The sequence below is a fragment of the Acidaminococcus sp. genome, from assembly GCA_022482815.1.
In the GTDB taxonomy this organism is placed as follows: domain Bacteria; phylum Bacillota; class Negativicutes; order Acidaminococcales; family Acidaminococcaceae; genus Acidaminococcus.
The window spans coordinates 313,941-330,440 of the sequence record JAKVOM010000001.1 but is presented as its reverse complement, the minus strand read 5'-3'; the positions used below and the strand labels follow the sequence as shown (position 1 = coordinate 330,440).

9 protein-coding genes are annotated in these 16,500 nt (G+C 39.8%); 4 read left to right on the top strand and 5 right to left on the bottom strand.

The features are described from left to right. Positions 1-120 precede the first annotated feature (120 nt). Positions 121-1,002, top strand: coding sequence for a glutamate formimidoyltransferase (gene ftcD / locus LKE33_01440; GenBank protein ID MCH3949589.1), 882 nt, complete (start codon positions 121-123; stop codon positions 1,000-1,002). Between the two features lie 303 nt (positions 1,003-1,305). Here the strand turns inward: ftcD and LKE33_01435 are convergent, their stop codons facing one another. The 4 genes from LKE33_01435 to LKE33_01420 are packed head-to-tail and all read right to left on the bottom strand — an operon-like array spanning position 1,306 to position 11,128. Next, a complete protein-coding gene (locus tag LKE33_01435) occupies positions 1,306-6,531 on the bottom strand; it encodes a DEAD/DEAH box helicase (protein ID MCH3949588.1) in 5,226 nt (1,741 codons plus the stop codon). Continuing rightward, complete coding sequence (locus LKE33_01430) at positions 6,528-7,568, bottom strand: hypothetical protein (protein MCH3949587.1); 1,041 nt, start codon at positions 7,566-7,568, stop codon at positions 6,528-6,530. The genes LKE33_01435 and LKE33_01430 overlap by 4 nt, the downstream gene beginning before the upstream one ends. Positions 7,569-7,572: 4 nt before the next feature. After that, positions 7,573-9,540, bottom strand: coding sequence for a hypothetical protein (locus LKE33_01425; protein ID MCH3949586.1), 1,968 nt, complete (start codon positions 9,538-9,540; stop codon positions 7,573-7,575). 10 nt (positions 9,541-9,550) lie between these two features. Further along, complete coding sequence (locus LKE33_01420; GenBank protein MCH3949585.1) at positions 9,551-11,128, bottom strand: hypothetical protein; 1,578 nt, start codon at positions 11,126-11,128, stop codon at positions 9,551-9,553. Positions 11,129-11,567: 439 nt separating this feature from the next. Here LKE33_01420 and LKE33_01415 point away from each other — a divergent pair, with 439 nt between their 5' ends. Both LKE33_01415 and larA read left to right on the top strand, forming a co-directional pair. Then, entirely contained in the window at positions 11,568-12,920 is a 1,353-nt protein-coding gene (locus LKE33_01415) for an MmgE/PrpD family protein (protein ID MCH3949584.1), read from the top strand. Positions 12,921-12,933: 13 nt separating this feature from the next. Then, positions 12,934-14,202 carry a nickel-dependent lactate racemase gene (gene larA / locus LKE33_01410; GenBank protein ID MCH3949583.1) on the top strand — a complete coding sequence of 423 codons (1,269 nt, stop codon included), beginning with the start codon at positions 12,934-12,936 and terminating at the stop codon, positions 14,200-14,202. A gap of 2 nt (positions 14,203-14,204) precedes the next feature. Here larA and LKE33_01405 read toward each other — a convergent pair whose 3' ends face one another. Next, the gene (locus LKE33_01405; GenBank protein ID MCH3949582.1) at positions 14,205-15,089 is read right to left on the bottom strand and encodes a LysR family transcriptional regulator; all 885 of its coding nucleotides are present in this window, start codon (positions 15,087-15,089) and stop codon (positions 14,205-14,207) included. Positions 15,090-15,161: 72 nt separating this feature from the next. Here LKE33_01405 and LKE33_01400 point away from each other — a divergent pair, with 72 nt between their 5' ends. Continuing rightward, on the top strand, positions 15,162-16,454 hold the full coding sequence (locus tag LKE33_01400; GenBank protein MCH3949581.1) for an anion permease: 1,293 nt from the start codon (positions 15,162-15,164) through the stop codon (positions 16,452-16,454). The last annotated feature ends 46 nt before the right edge of the window (positions 16,455-16,500 follow it).

The following is a 16,500-nucleotide window of genomic DNA, read 5'->3' as shown; positions in this document are numbered from 1 at the left end:
TGTCCTTTTTCAATAGTCAAATGTCTTCTAGTCCACAAATTTCCGTGAAGAACCAAATTTAAAGAAGATATGTTAAAACTGCTGGCTAGTGTTACTAAGAGTTGATAGGGAGGTCGTAAAATGGAAAAAACGTTAATGGCGGAAGTTAATTTTAGTGAGGGGCGCAATGAAGCCGTTATTAATAAAATAAAAGATGCTATGCTTGATGGTAATCCAATTGATGTAATGGAAATTTCGTCTGACCCCAATCATAATCGGACAGTATTTACTTTCAAGGGCAATCCAACTGATGTTTTGGAAGCTACCAAACGTTTGTCAGCCAAGGCAATAGAACTTATTGATATGCGTCATCACAGTGGGGCTCATCCCCGAATTGGCGCTGTAGATGTAGTTCCCTTTATTCCCGTGAGGAACGTTGAAACCGAAGAAGCATTAAAAATTTGCAGGGAATATGGAAAGTTTATGGGTAATTTGGGTGTTCCTGTTTATTATTATGAAGACGCTGCTACTAGGGAAGAGAGAAAAAGCTTACCCAAAATCAGAAAGGGTCAATATGAAGGCCTTGAAGAAAAAATGAAGGATCCACAATGGTATCCTGATGAAGGGCCCAATGTGTTCAATGCAAAAAGTGGAGCCACGGTTACGGGGGTCCGGTTCCCGTTAGTAGCATTTAATGTAAATTTGCAAACAAAGGATATTGAGATTGGTAAGAAAATTGTTAAGGCCGTGCGTGCCGCTACTGGTGGATATCAGAATGTACGGGCAATTGCACTCGCTTTGGAAGATCGAGGGGGCATAGTTCAAGTATCAATGAATCTGACGAATTATGAAAAAACTCCAATACATAGAGTCTTTGAGACGATTAAGAGCGAAGCTTCGCAGTATGGAGTTGGAGTTGTTGACTGCGATTTAGTTGGACCAGTTCCAATTTATGCATTGGAAGATGTCTTAAAATTCTATTTGAGAGTTCATAGATTTTCAATGGAACAGTTGTATAAGTGACAAAGATTTTTGATATGATTGGTACATGCTGGAGATACTGAAGCAGAAGTGTGAATATTATAAAATTCTTCCTGATTTATTAGACTTGCAATGATGGCAAGTAAAATATAGAAAGAGCTATGAAGAGGAGATTGTCTATTTCTTCATAGCTCTTTGTCTTATGTTAGAAATCAACTAAATTATCATTTGATGGTCGGGTGATAACACTGTTATTAGTTTAAATTGACGGCAGACAGGTATTACGAATATTGCGCTTTATGTGGATGGTGCAGGTAATAGTATACTAACAGTCTCCAATGAAAATCACTGATTGGAAATCATATCTACTGCATACGGCTTTGCGTATTTCAAATAAATATCACTTACATATACAATTTCTGGATTTTTTGGCTTTTTCCACATTGCAGGATATACAATAAGCTCTTTCTTTGTATCATGGTCCACACGATATAATTTATTGCCTTTAATTTCCAGCGTTATCTTAGCATCCTCCAAGATATTTTTAACGGGGTCTAATAATTCTAGCTGCCTTTTAATAGGGATTGCATCTGGTAATTTCCCATATTTTGCCCACCGCAGTAAATCCAAAGCAGCAAAACGATCCAAAAGGCCATGTATCTGCTGATTTCTATAATGCTTTAGACACTTTGAGCAGGCAGATTCGCAGGTGCAGGATTCAAGCTTTTTTTCTACCAGGTCAATTAAATGAGCAATATTAGCTCCTACCTCAATTGCATAACCTGCTCCACTTGAAAGGGCATCATATAAATAGAGATCAATAGAAGTTGAATTATTTGTATTTCGTACTCTATATCCGGTGACTAATTCTGTAAATTCAACATCTAGTTCCTGGCAGGCAACTAATCTGATTGCTTCAGAAAGTGATTGGGCCGCCCGATTTAACCACAGGTTCCGTTTTCTATCAACATTAATAAGGGATGGATTTAATGGAATTTCTAATACCAACATATCCGTAATAAAATCAAATCCGAGATCAATGTTCTTTGTTGACATATGGTGGCAGGGACGATTTTTATTGATATGGTAAGGCCTATTTACATTTTTTAAGGCTTTTTCGTCATTTCCAGGCATAATAGCTCCGCAGTCTTCACAAATCATGAAACCACTTTGATTGTCTACTCCTTTATTAATCATAATGATTCTTTGATTCTGACGAACAGCAGAGTTCATCCATTTTATTCCGGGAACTTTTTTTACATCATTTTCATCGGGTACAGTCGAATAAATGGGCTGTCCTACAGCGGAATATTCTTCTTCCAATTGGGCAACATGGATAGGTTCACCATTTTTCGGTGCAAATCCCCAAGGTCTAACCATCGGTAAATCATCAACCAAGTTAGGATTCCCGCAAAATGGACACTTTTTATAATCGTCACTTGCTAATCCAAACCATCCACAATCTGGACATCTTTTGATGCCTTTTACATAATTGTTGTCCTCTAGAAAAGCTTTAGCCGGACTGGTATAGGATTTAGGTCTGTATTCACTGCCTGGATAGTAGAGACCTCCAATTTGATAGGTTTGTTTATCAACTACAACGGAGCGGCCTGGTGCATATTCATTAATAGCAACATCTAATCCTCTGCTGACTTCGTAATTAACTTTACCGTTTGCATCGCTTATATATGTACTAACTACATTCTTGGGGAACATGTAGGTGGGAATGGTACCCATTTCATACAGTGCGTCAAGTAATGATTTTTTTGAAGACCTATTTTGTCCAATGTTCTGATCGTATAGTTCAGGGTGTTTCTTTAGGTGAGTTTCAAGTTCGGTCACTTCTTCTTTTAGCTCATTCCTAAATTTAGTGATATTAAAATTGAACCCTCTTGGAAGTAATATGGAATTTTTGGGGAGTGAAAAAATATTTAAGAAGGAGAAAAATTCTTCAAGATAAGAGTTTATAAACTCAGAGGTAGGGAGCTTATCCAAACTTTGACCTTTAGTAAAGCAAAAATCTTCTAACGCAATTAAATTTAAATGACGATAAATCAATTTTTCACTCATAATATCAATCCAGGGCCGTCTGGGATCGCCTCTAAACATGGGCTCTGGGTTTTCAAAATACATTGTATCATGAGGCCCGTCTTCACAATAAGTTACAATTGTAGACAAGCTTGCCCCTCTTCGTCCAGCGCGTCCGGCTCTTTGTTGATAATTTTCTCTCATGGGCGGAATATTGCGAAGACCTACAGCAACCAGTGAACCAATATCAATTCCTACTTCCATGGTGGTTGTGCTGCTTAAGATGTCTACGGGTTTTTCATCCTCTTTTATTAGATCTTGAAACCTCAGCTCGTATTCTTCAGTTTTTGACCACAGCCGGTCACGTTGATCTTTATGGGAAAGCTGGGCTGTATGTTCTTCTGTATTGATTAGTTGAATTTTTTCGCCATTGAGGGCCCTTTCGATTGGTTTATTCCAAAACTTAAGCGCTTCCTTATCAGTAGCATCCAGTTCATGGATTTGGTCAGAACCACAAAATGGGCAACAACCCTTTAGCCGGTATGGGGTTATTTCAGCGCACTGTTTGCATCGGTACCAAATATGATTCGGGTCAAAATAAGGGGTCACGGCATCAAGCTTGACAAATAATTTCCCACCAGGGCCTTCTTCTAAGAAATTACGAGTAAAAATATCCCTGATTTTCTTTTGCTCTTCAGAATTCTTTTTCCAACCCATAAGGGACTTAATGACATTACTGAACTCCCAGTCTTCCTTAAGTCCGTATTCTTTTCCATAACTGGGACGGATTTCCAAACGGCATTCGTTACTGATGGTATGCCCTAAAGCAGTGGATGAATCAAAAATTTTTAGGAGCCAGGCATTAAATAACTCAATGAAATCACTTTCTGTTATGCCTGGGATAACTTCATGTATATCAAACACAGTATCATCACAGATAGACTCTTGAGGCATCAGCCAGGCCATGGCCGTGTCATAAAAGGTATTATATCCACCACTAAAAAGCCGCAATAAATAGCATTGGAATGTGAAAATAGCATTATTTGATTTCTTTTTGGGAACGTAATCCTTGTTCCTTTTTTTACACCGTTCTTTATTTATTTGCTCATATTCAACATGCCTTTTAAAATCGCTATTTTCTTTACCTGAAAATAAATTAAGGTGTTTGGAATTACATACGAGACAGAAAAATCCATATAAATCATCCAAGGATAAATCTTTATTCGTCTGCATCATTTTAATTGCCAGTATAAATAGTTGACGAATGACTTCAGCTTCAGATGTTTCAGACATGTCTCGTGCTAATTTTGCAGCACGCTGTCGGCTGTCTGAGAAAAGCAATACTTTACGTCCCTCATTAGGATATCTGTCTTGAGATTTTCCAGGTACCGGCGATTCTAAATCAAACTGTGTTTCGATTAAGTTGTTAAATGCTTGATTGCCCTTTGTCTGAAATGAGGTGAACTGTGTATGCATAAGTGCGTGTTCACAATGAGGGCACGTCTTAAAGACGAATTCCTTAGGTTTTCCATTTTCTACATACTCAGAATAATATAATTTTCTATACCCTTCACATCCCGCTTTGGAATCATCGAAGTAAAGATATCCACTTTTACAATCCATATAGCAAGGTTTAATCTGATATGCTTGATTCTTTTTTGCTCGCCGGTTATATCCTTCCGGAGGAATAAAAAGATATATTGCTTTCATTCTTTGGTCGATAAGTTGTCCTGGATAATGCCATAAATAAGCTCGTTTCTTGTCTAGGTCATTTTCTAAGATATACCCCTTATAAAATAAGGCACCACATCGTCTATCGTTGTAGAGTTCATACACTGGACTGTGGCAAGTAGGACAAATTAGTTTATCATCGGATAGTAGAACTTCTCCTAGAGTGAACCTATCTTTAGATACATGGTGAGGACAATTTTCATTGACACAAGCATAGACACCCTTTAATCCACGGAAAAGCATGTGCATCCTTGCAGGAAATAGGATTAATCCTTTCTCATTCTTGGCTAGCGGCGCGATTGTCAGCAAGGTGTTCACAGCCTTTAATTGTTCTTCATGACTATAATCAGGAAAAATATTTTGTGCTAATTCATTCAAGGAAACTGCTGATCCACGGCATAAGGTCAGTAATTTATTAAAAGGTTTAAACGTAGTTAAATTATCATACATCCAGGAACTTATGTCCTGAAGTGTTGTGAAAGATTGGTGGTTTCCGCTGATACCGTCCCAAAATGTTTTTAATGCATTGAACTTATTTTTTTCAGAGCTATCAAAGTCTTCTAAATCAAAGGCGAGAAATTTTTCCTTCGGTATTTCTTGAGATGCAAATTTGCTGGAATCTTTCCGATCCCCTGTTATATAGACAAATTCTGATGATTCCGATGCAGTAAGATTATTAAAAAACGTTTTTATGCTTGTTATATCTTCCTTGTTTTTTTGAGGCATACTTGCTGTAGTGAGAATAAATTGAACACGATTGCGTCCTATGCCAAGCTTATGGAAAAGGCGCCGGAGCAGTAGTGCAACTTCTCCACCGGCAGAGCCTCGGTACATATGTGCCTCATCGATGATGAACAAGAGCCTATTTGATGGAGAGAAATTGAGCCAAGATTTTGTGTCTTTCCAGATTTTGCCTTCAATAGGGCGGATCAGCATGTATTCCAACATAGAGTAGTTTGTGATTAAAATATCGGGAGATAATGACTGCATCTCAAAACGTGTAATCAGTTCTGCGTCTTCTGGATTCGTATAGTGTTGATTCTGCTTAAGTTTATCAATAAAATCAGTTAAATTATGCTTGGATGGCATTTTTCCTTCTTTTTGCAGCCATTCTAAATACTGATTAGAAGCATCATCGGAATCTGCGAGGAAATGGGATAAAGTTTTTGCTAAGGCTTTATTTTCATTTGTATTATTCTCTCCCGGGTAGGGAGTACGCCCTGTATACATTCCAAATTGAGGACGGCGACTCTGAGCACCACAAACATTACGGAATATTGCAGCAAACTTCTCGTCATGATCCCCCAATAATTTTCTCAATCGGCTGACTTGATCTGATACCAATGCATTCATAGGATAAAGAATAATAGTACGAATGCCTCTTTTTTCCCAGGAATCAGCATGATTCTTGGCTTCGTTAGCCATTTTGGCGAGCATCGGCCACATAAAACATTCTGTTTTACCAGACCCGGTACCTGTAGCTACAAAGATATCCTTTCCATTTATGAATTCTTCCAGAGCTTTAATCTGGTGGGTGTAAGGAGAAGGGTAAATACCAAGGTTTGCCTTGGAGAGTCTTAGAAAAAAATCCTTTAGCCACGGATCCAGTCCTGATTTTTCAAAACCGTTTTTATCAATTTTATAGGCCGGTGATGACTCAATATAAGGCTTCTGGAAAAGGAGACCTTCGGCTCCCAACTTATCTTTAATTGCTTGCATCAAAAGAGGATTCTTGCCAAAATATTGTGATTTAATGTAATTTATTAGTTCGTTTTTTAATCGTTCTTGAACATAACTGGCACTATAACTCATAAAAGAACTCCTTCTTTAAATTGATATCCAATACCTTTCATTAAGCTTTGAAAAACTGTAAAAACATCTTTTTGCATAAATCGTGGCCTAAAAATGGAATTTGTATTGTTAAAAAGAAGAGGCCAACTATAAAGCTTATAAAAGGTCATTTCTCTAGGGGGCAACACATAGCCAAGCTTAATTGCAGCCAATGTTGCTAAATCTTGAAATTCTATACTGGGCAAGGTTTTAGAAGAAGCGAGGCAGGCTACCATGAGATTCCTAATTCCAAAATCAGCCTTTTCCCATTCCGGGAGGTCAGAAACTTCCAAAGTACCTTTTTTATACCGATAGAGAAAGTAATCTGATGGATTAGACTCCGTCTTCATAAGAGAAATAGTACCGGTCTTATCCGCCCGTTTAACCCAATATCCTCCGTAATAAGGATATTGGGTTTTAAGAAATGAGACTCGAGAGTGAAAATCGGCAAGTCTCCATTTTGCATTCAACTGGGTGGTTTGCCATTTTTCAATTATTGTTACTTTCGGAAGGCAAAAAGCAGATTTTAAATCTTCCAGGTTATGGGGTGGAGCTTCGTTATATCCGACATAGCCACTGCCCGAAGCAATCCATTGATTAGCTGACGTGGTTACGGATTGTCCACGATAGAATATAAGATTGTAGGCTGAAATAGTCTTTGATTTAGCAAATTCTACATGGCGGGATGAATGGTAGATGAAGCCACTCCTAATGTAAGTATCGTATAAATCATCAATAAGTTGTAGTACATAAAATGGACTATTATAGTCTGATGAAATTGGATTAAGCATAGAGCACAGGGCTTTCACACTTTTGAAAGTTCTACTTTTTATATGCTCAATTGATGTTTTATTGCTATCTTCACTTATGTCTGCAACCGATTGCAGCATTAAAAATCCTGCATAACTATAAAGAATGCGAAATATAAAAATTTCTTTCGTTTCTTCGGAATCCTTTTTTATGCCCATAAATTGGGCGATATCTTCGAGCAAGGGGTAAATTAAATTATGTTCATTCATTATGTCAACCTATAAAACCTTGAATATATTCTTTTGTTTCCCTAGATACTTTTCCTGACTGATTTATAATTTCAATCAAGTCTTGAGATTTTCCAATCATGTAAAAGTATGGAAGATATAACCCTAGCATAAGCATCGATAATAAATTAGAATCGTAGCGCATTTTACAGATTCCCTTTACGAGTTTGCTTAAAGCGTCAGTGAATAAGTAATTCACGCCTGAATTATTTTGAAGAATATATTCCTTTGCTGAGAATTGCTCAGAGGACTCAAATTCGAAAGGCTCGAAATTTTTATTTCTTGTAAAACGTTCATAAGTAATGTCAGTTTCCCATGATTTGATAAAAGGTTCTGTATATAAGGTGATTACGTAATTATTAATGCTTTTTGGAAGTAAGGTCAGGTCTTCAATAAATGGGTGAGTTAAAAAGATTACATGTTTCAAGTCACATTGTAACTGATCAATATGTGCTGCAATGTTAGATTCAAAAAGACCACTGATATTAAATACACCTTCATAGGAAGATACAATGGAATTCATCTTGTTCAAAAAATCTTGCCGTATAGGAAAATAATAGGATGGCTTTGTAAAGACAATATTTGAAAAAGCTTCCGCAATACACTCAGCTCTAGGACCTATCAAAAGTATCGGTTTCTGCACATTAAAAACAGCATTGTAAATGAGCGCTGCAAAGGGTTCTGAATAGGCATCACAAAATCCTATTTTTTCAAGCATGGAAGCAAATTGAAGGACTTCATCATCCCACGTTTTATTTTCTCCCGCCAATTTAGATTTAGATTCAAAGGTTGAAAGGTATGCACTTTCAGCAGGTAAGAACTTTGTTGCACTATCTTGGGACATTTTGTTTTCTTGTTCTGATTGCTTCTTCTCATCCTCAGAAATAGAGGCTTCCAAATCTTGTTTCCTTTTTTCAAGATCTTTGATTTGAGATGATATCGCATTAGCCTTTTCTGAGAGTTCGTTTAGATTTTGTTCCTCTTGTGTGAATTTTGCTTGATATTTTTCTTTGATTCTTTTTTCAATGCTATTTCTCAGTACGTCATGGGTTTCAATAATTTCGTCTACCAACTCAGTATCCGGAGTTGGAATTATTAGTTGTGAATTTAATGATGCTAGAATTTCATCAACAGCGTCTATAGCTTTATCTTCTTCGATTCGATATATTGATTTAATTTTTTCATATAAGCTTGCTTTAGGAATTCGTTTAATGTACTCTCTTAGCTTTTGCCCTTCTTTTCTTGTTAGCTCCCCTGCAATAATGCGTTTGTTGGAACACATCTCAATTAGCTGCATCTTGATGAATTCCTGCAATTCTCTTGTAGGAATATACTGTCTTGAAACAATATCTTCTATATATCTGTAGAATAAATAATCATTGTTGAATTTTTCTGATCCAACCTGGATGATGGCATCTGATAAAAAGGAATAATAGGGCAGTGTATAAATATCGTCATTCAGTATTAACTTTCCTGTTTTAATGGAATAATCATTAGATGTACAAACGACACCCTCATACTTACCATCGTATGAATTAAAGCAAACAATTTTTGTTATATCGTTGTATTTCGAATAAGAAATACCATTACATAACTGCTTCGTAAGTTCCTGAATAGAATTGACATTTTTTAAAATAATGATTTCATTGAGGTGAATTCCTTCATCGTAGTATGACCTAACTCGTCCATACTCATCTACGCTCCATTTCCATACTCCCAAATGTCCATCGGGATTGGAATGTTTATCGTTTGGATCTGTAAAGATCCTCTTTCTGAATTTCCATTCTTGAATCTCATTTAAAGACAAGTCATCGGGAGGTAATTTGATTGTATTGTTTTCAATATCGGCAAGACGGTAAAAATGGCATTTATTTGTGGTATCATCTCTCAAAAATTCTCCTGTGGTCCCTATGGAAACAATCGTTTCATTACTTTTAAAATCAGTATCAGACATCATGACACTCCTAACCTGAGTATTTTTGGACTTTTAATATATCGAAGGCTTTCTTTGATATCTTACCTGTCCTGATCTGCTTCAAAATCCACTTATGTGTCTTTGGCATGTTCCTATATTTGTGTAAAAGTCGCATTACGATGTAGTTTACGTCTATGTAAGAGCTGCTGGTTGCCCTCAATTTATCATACAACCAATCATCTATCTCTTGATGATTTTCATTAGTTCTTGCAAATTTAATTTTCCATACGCAGTCAAGTCCTTCAAAAATTTGTATTTCCCGATTAAATTGGAGGTACTTTCCTACATCGATGAAAACATCACTATCTGAAGATTTGAGTGACATCTTGAAGAGAATGTTGCCGTGAAAGTCTAATACTTCCATAAAGCCATCGACTCGACATGTAAATTTTAATTTTAGATGGCTTGGAACTGACTGGTAAATACCTTCCTTGATTTCTTTGCCGGCTTCGTCTTTGACAATGAAAGCTATTTCTTCTTCTGCTATAGTATCTTTTAAAGTTTTTTGTGAGTACAAATATTGCGGATATAGGTACCTAAGGACTCGATATCTTCCAGTCACTACAATTTGTGATAATGTAAGCTTGTTCAATTTGACCAGGCTCTCACTTTTTGAAATTGTCATGGATTCGATGGAAGTAGAATTACCATTCGGATATGCTGAAAAAGATAGATAATCGCCAGACAAATAAAAGTATTGATATGGATGTGTATAGTAAAATCCGTATGGAAATAGCGGTACGCAGGGCCACAAAGGAATCATTTCTGACAGTGAATCAGAAAGTTGAAACCCATAATTTGAAAAAAATCGGGCAGCTTTTTCAGAATAATAAGTAGCTTCAACAGTGTAGATGTTCCAAATATGATGCTCTTGGGTGATAGATTCTATTTGACTCCACTTGATATCACAACTACTATGGATTCCTTTATCCTGCACTAATAGGTAATAAGTCTGATTGATTAATACATTTCCATCGACTGGAATTTTTTTTCCATCTTTCTTTGAGAACAGGGTACCTTTGCCATCGATTCCAGTAATCACTACATCAAATTTACTTTTGGCTTCCATATTTTCTTTGGGAATGCCAATCAAATATTTATCTGAAATGAAATGACCAACATCCAGGTATGTGATTCCTTCTTCAAAAAGACGTTCTTTTTTATATACGTATGAATCAGAATCGGACTTAATAGTCAACGATGTTTCAACAAAATCTGTTAAATGGGCGGGAATTCCTATTTCAAAATGAGAAAATTTCCTTCCTTCAAATTTTATTTTTAAAGGAAGGAGCAATGAGGGAGGATTTAAGAGCTCATTACTCGCTGATTGGTTGTTAAAGGACTTTTCTGGACATGATTGATCATCTTTGTTTCGAGTGTGCCTGAAATATGGAATACGATATTCACTACCTTTGGTTAGCGTGACGCTCTGGTGACATAGTTCACAAATAAACAAATGATTCTTAGCAGAGACCCCGTAAGGATATTTTGAAGCAGCATCTTCAATTGAAATTCTTTGCCACTTTTTTAATTGCTGATTCCATTCACACACATGAGTAAGCTGCATTTGAATCCTTCCATCCACTTAATAAAAATAACAATAATTTTCTATTATTGTATCATATTTTCTATTTTTTCCAGGTAAAATTATTAGACTAATAAAATTTGTTAAAAAGTAAAATGCATTGGCTTTGGAAATTTGTGCACGAAGAGAAGATTATAAAATAATGCTATTCTAGAAATAAGCATGGCCTTCCTAACTTTTGAGAGAAAGGCCATGTTTATTTTTTAGCGTGTCATTTACTGATACAATCTGCTTTTCATATATTTATATATCAAATTTTTAAGTAACATAAATATTATCATGATAAAAACTCATGAAAAATAATGATTTATATGAATTTTACTCATAAATAATCTCAAGCTACAATAAAGATGCTTAAATTTGCAAATTAAAGCGCGGATATGTCGGGGATTCTAATGAGAGAGGAGAAAGGAGTTACATCGTGAGCGAGATATCAGAATTAACAGACTTCATCAGCTCTGTTAATTTTAACGACGTGCCGGAAGCGGTCAAACGAGCGGCTATCGCACGTATTTTGGATACGCTGAGCGTTGCCATCGGAGCGTCCCGCGAAAAGCAGATCGTTCAGGTCACTGATATGTATCTGCAGAAGACAACTAAAAACAATGTATCTGTCTGGGGCAGGGACTATAAAAGCGATTTGAGCACGGCTGTATTTTTAAATGCCATGAAAGCCCACACGCTTGAAATGGATGATGTTCATACGAAAAGCAAAACACATATTGGTACCGTTGTGATACCGGCGGCCTGGGGTGTCGCTGAATATGTGGGAGCTTCAGGGAGGGAATTTCTGGAAGCGGTACTTAGTGGTTACGAGACGATGAGCCGGATCGGTATGGGATTCGGTGTTTCCTCGCACCGTAACCTGGGGTGGCACGTGACAGCGACGGCTGGGACTTTTGGTGCGGCTGCGGTTGCCGGAAAGCTTCTGAAGTTAAATAGAGAACAATTGATATCAGCGCTTGGACTTGCTGGGAGTCAGTCATTTGGTACGTGGGCTTTTCTGGGTGACGGGGCGAGCAGCAAGGTACTGAATCCTGCCCGCGCCGCCCAGTCCGGTATGGAAGCCGCTTTCCTTGCCAAAGCGGGGATGAGCGGACCTGAACACATACTGACCGCAGAGGATGGCGGTTTGTTCCACTGCATGACTTCTTCTCCGGAGCCGGACAAAGTGACTGCCGGACTGGGAAATCATTGGGAAATCACCGAAGTGGATACGAAACCCTATCCTTCCTGCCGGAGTACGCATGGTTCCATAGATGCGGCCAGCTACATTTGTCAGCACAACAAGGTCAATTCGGATGAAATTGAGCACGTTGATGTAGGCACCTACCTGGTGGGCTACAAGCAATGTGGATGTGCAGAAGGGAGTTTGAATCCAAAGACGCCTGTGAATGCAAAATTTTCCATTCCCTATACCGTGGCCTGCGCTATTTTGCGCGGCAGGATGACGCTGGAAGAGCTGACGCCTTCTGCGCTGCGTGATCCTGAAATCAGGAATCTGGTTCAGAAAATAAAAGTCCACCCTGCCGATGAGTTTACGCAGGAATATCCGAACCACTGGGGCTGCCGGGTCAAAATTACATTAAAAACGGGCAAAACGCTGGAGCATGTCGTGAAGGATGCTTCCGGGAGCGTAGCTAATCCGATGTCGTCTGCACAGATGAAAGATAAAGCAAAAGGTGCATTAAGAAATGCAGGGTATGAAAAGAGTGAAGAACTTATTGAAGTTCTTCAGCATATTGACCAGATGAAGCATCTGCCCCCGTTATAAGAAGGTGAACATTGTGACTAAAATCAAAGTGCCTTACGGAAAAACATACCAGGAAGCTGATTTGCCGGATGCGGTAAAAGTAGAAGTTGTCGATCCTCCTTGCAAGACCGTCGACGTGAAAGTTGAAAGCATAATTGAAGAAGCTTTGGAACATCCTGTGGGAAGCAGGAAGCTGGAAGAAATTGCGCAGGGCAGAAAAAAAGTCCTGATTATCGTTAACGACCAAACGAGACCAGGGCCTAACCGCCAGATTTTGGAAGGTATATTAAAACGGCTTCACAAGGCCGGTGTCAGTAATGAGCAGGTATCTATCCTCATTGCCACAGGCAGCCACCGTGCGCCTACTCACGAAGAATTGGAAACGATACTTGGCAAGGAACTAGCGGAGACGCTGCCTGTTTATATACATGACTGCTATAAGGACAATGTGAAAGTCGGCGTTTCCTCGGACAACATGCCGGTTTATATCGATAAGCGTGCTGTAGAGTCGGACTGCGTTATCACTACCGGCCTCATTGCTCCTCATAAAGCCGCTGGTTTTTCCGGGGGCAGAAAGAGTATCGTACCGGGCATCGCAGGAATGGAAACATTAAAAATCCACCATTCGCTGCCTATCCGTCCTTTTGAACCTGCCATGGGGTGGTACGAAACGAATCCTTTCCACCTCGCGGCACTCCACGCCGCCCGGTTTGCGCATGTCGCCTTCATCGTCAATGCGGTGCAGGATCCTCATAAGCAAATTGTAGCAGTTGTCGCGGGTGATATGGATCTTGCCCATCAGGCGGGTGTCAAAATCTGCCGGGAACACAATACGGTGCTTTGCGATAAAAGAGCGGACTGTATCATTACCTCTCCAGGCGGGAGCCCGCGGGACTGTAACCTATACCAGAGCCAGAAGGCCCTGGCGACGGCGGAAATGTTCGCTGATAAAGATAAAGACGTGACTTTCATCTTAGTCGCTCAGGCAGAAGATGGCATCGGCCCCGATAATTTCCAGGAGTGGCTCAGAACAGCCCGCACTCCCGATGAAGTCATTGAACGTTTCAAGAGAGAGGGATTCAGTGCGGGAACCCAAAAGGCTTTCGAGTACGCCAGAGCGCTGAAAAAAGGCAGGGTAATCATCGTCTCCGATAAGTTAAAGAAGGACGAAGTGCGGAGCATTAAATTGGACTGGGCAGGCAGTCTGCAGGATGCTGTCAATCAAGTCCTTGAAAGGTCGCAGCCTGAGCAGGTCATCGTCCTTCCAAGGGCTGTCAGCATTATTCCGGAATTCCGAAACTGAGCTTATCTGGAAATTGCCTCTTTTGGCAGATGGTAATAATCCATCACAGAATTCACAAAGGCTTCTGCCTGGGGAAGATCTCTCACTGTTCTTTCCTGATAAATCAGGCTGGTAACATGCAGCAGAGGCTTGTTGTCCTGATCGGTTAAGACTCTTTTTATTCCTTTGAACTGACTTAAAGCGATTTCGGGTACAATCGTCCAGCCTAAACCGGCCTCGACCATGGAAACGGAAGTCATGATGTTTTCTACGTTTATATGCGGTTCATGGACTTCTATGTGATGCGCATGGAGCCATCTGGAGATTTTCTGATTGGAGAGCTGCGTCGTCAGTCTGCCGATGTAAGGCATCTTTGCGAGTTCTTCATGTTCGGTACCGGGCGGCTGAATGAGAAAAACGTTTTCTGTCTGTAATTGAAGGGACTGGCCGGACCAGTCGTGTTCTCCCCGGACGATACCTACGTCCAGTTCCCCGTCGCTGAGGCGCCTCACAATGTTGGCGCTCCGGTCGGTGATGATGTTCGTAGTGATATACGGATACTTTTTGGAAAAGGGGACGAACAATCGCGTGAGCTGAAAAACGGCGAAGTTTGATGTGACACCCAGCTGAAGCGTACCGGATACACTGCCTCTGTATGCAATAATTTTATCCCGCATGGATTGCAGCACGGATTCAGCATTTTTACTGTATTGATAGATGATTTCACCTTCCGGGGTAAAACGTACGCCTTGTTTCGTCCGAATCAATAATTGGATATCTAATTCTTTTTCCAGGGAAGCAATACGTCTGGACAGGGCGGACTGTGTCAGGTACATGATCTGGGCTGTTTTGGTAATATTTTTTGTTGCTTTCAGGTAATGAAGCATTCTTAAGTCAAATTCATCCATAAAATATCACCACCTTACGTGTTTTTTTAAGTATAGCATAAAACGAATTTAGAAGATGAGGGAGGTTATATTATGTTAATAGCGAGCATTATGGATCCTGCTTTATTTGTGGCATTGGTTCTTTGTGCTGCTCTCTTTTGCTTTATTTCAGGATGTATTCCTTTGGGCGCTACGGCTTTGTTCGTAGATCTGGCCTTATATCTGGGCGGAATCATTGATGCGAAAACGGCGCTGAAAGATTTCTCCAGCCAGAACGTCATGATCATTGCAGGGTTGGCCATTGTGGGGGAAGCCATGTTCCGTACCGGCGCTGCTGCTCAGGTCGGTATCTTTTTGAAGAAAGTAGCCAAATCTGAGCGTATCCTCGTATTCTGGCTGGTTATGGGTTCCGGTATCCTTTCCGGATTCCTGTCCAACAATGGCTGTGCCGCTTTAATCATGGCACTGACCCTCGGCATTTGTCTTACCACGGGATTCCGCAGATGCAAACTGATGTACCCGATTGCCGTCGGGATTTGCTATGGCGGCGGTATGACTACGGTAGGCTCTAACTCCACTTTGTATCTGAAAGGTATTCTGGAAGGTCTGGGCCCTCAATATACGATGGACTTTTTTGAACTGGCGCCTTTGTGCCTGATCTTGACATTTGTGTCAGCTATTTTCCTTGCCACGGTAGGTTTTAACTTGATGCCGGAAGAATCCTTTAATAAGCTGGATCCTTCTTATGCCGAAACGCCGGATTATTCAAAGATTCCCGCCTGGAAACGCAAGCTTTCTTTCGTCATCTTTATAGCTACCATTTTAGGCATGTGCTTTGAAAAACAAATCGGTATTTCTGTAGGTATGACAGCTTTGATTGCGACTTTCGTGATTGTTGCTACCGGACTTTTGACGGATAAGGAAGCCTTCCGCGCCATCCCGATGACAGCCGTATTGATGTATGCCTGCATGGTTCCTGTATCCAAGGCCATGGTGACTTCAGGAGCATCTAAGTATATCGTAGCTTTCATGCAGTCTCTGCTGGGTGGAACCGACAGCTCCCTCATCGTCATTCTTCTTATCTATGCAGTTATCGTACCGCTGACGAACGTCATGTCTAACTCTGCGACCGTAATCATGTTTACGCCGGTGGCACTGGCCGTTGCTGCTTCGATGAATATGAACCCCAAAGCAGTGCTGATGACGCTGCGTATGGCTGCAACCATCGCCGTGGCTACGCCGATTTCCATGACACCGACCACGATGGCCGTAGAACCTGGCGGTTATCGGTTCATTGATTTTCTGAAGCCAGGTATTCCTATTTGTATCATTACCATGATCATCTCTATGATTTACATCTATTTTGTGTACCCAATCCATGCGTAGAATTAGACAATAAGTACTCTGTTGCAAGACAATAAGTACTCTGTCG

Coding starts and splice junctions, on each gene's coding strand:
- LKE33_01400 (MCH3949581.1), top strand. CDS start 15,162: ATGTTAATAGCGAGCATTATGGATCCTGCTTTATTTGTGGCATTGGTT.
- ftcD (MCH3949589.1), top strand. CDS start 121: ATGGAAAAAACGTTAATGGCGGAAGTTAATTTTAGTGAGGGGCGCAAT.
- LKE33_01405 (MCH3949582.1), bottom strand. CDS start 15,089: ATGGATGAATTTGACTTAAGAATGCTTCATTACCTGAAAGCAACAAAA.
- LKE33_01430 (MCH3949587.1), bottom strand. CDS start 7,568: ATGAATGAACATAATTTAATTTACCCCTTGCTCGAAGATATCGCCCAA.
- LKE33_01420 (MCH3949585.1), bottom strand. CDS start 11,128: ATGCAGCTTACTCATGTGTGTGAATGGAATCAGCAATTAAAAAAGTGG.
- LKE33_01425 (MCH3949586.1), bottom strand. CDS start 9,540: ATGTCTGATACTGATTTTAAAAGTAATGAAACGATTGTTTCCATAGGG.
- LKE33_01435 (MCH3949588.1), bottom strand. CDS start 6,531: ATGAGTTATAGTGCCAGTTATGTTCAAGAACGATTAAAAAACGAACTA.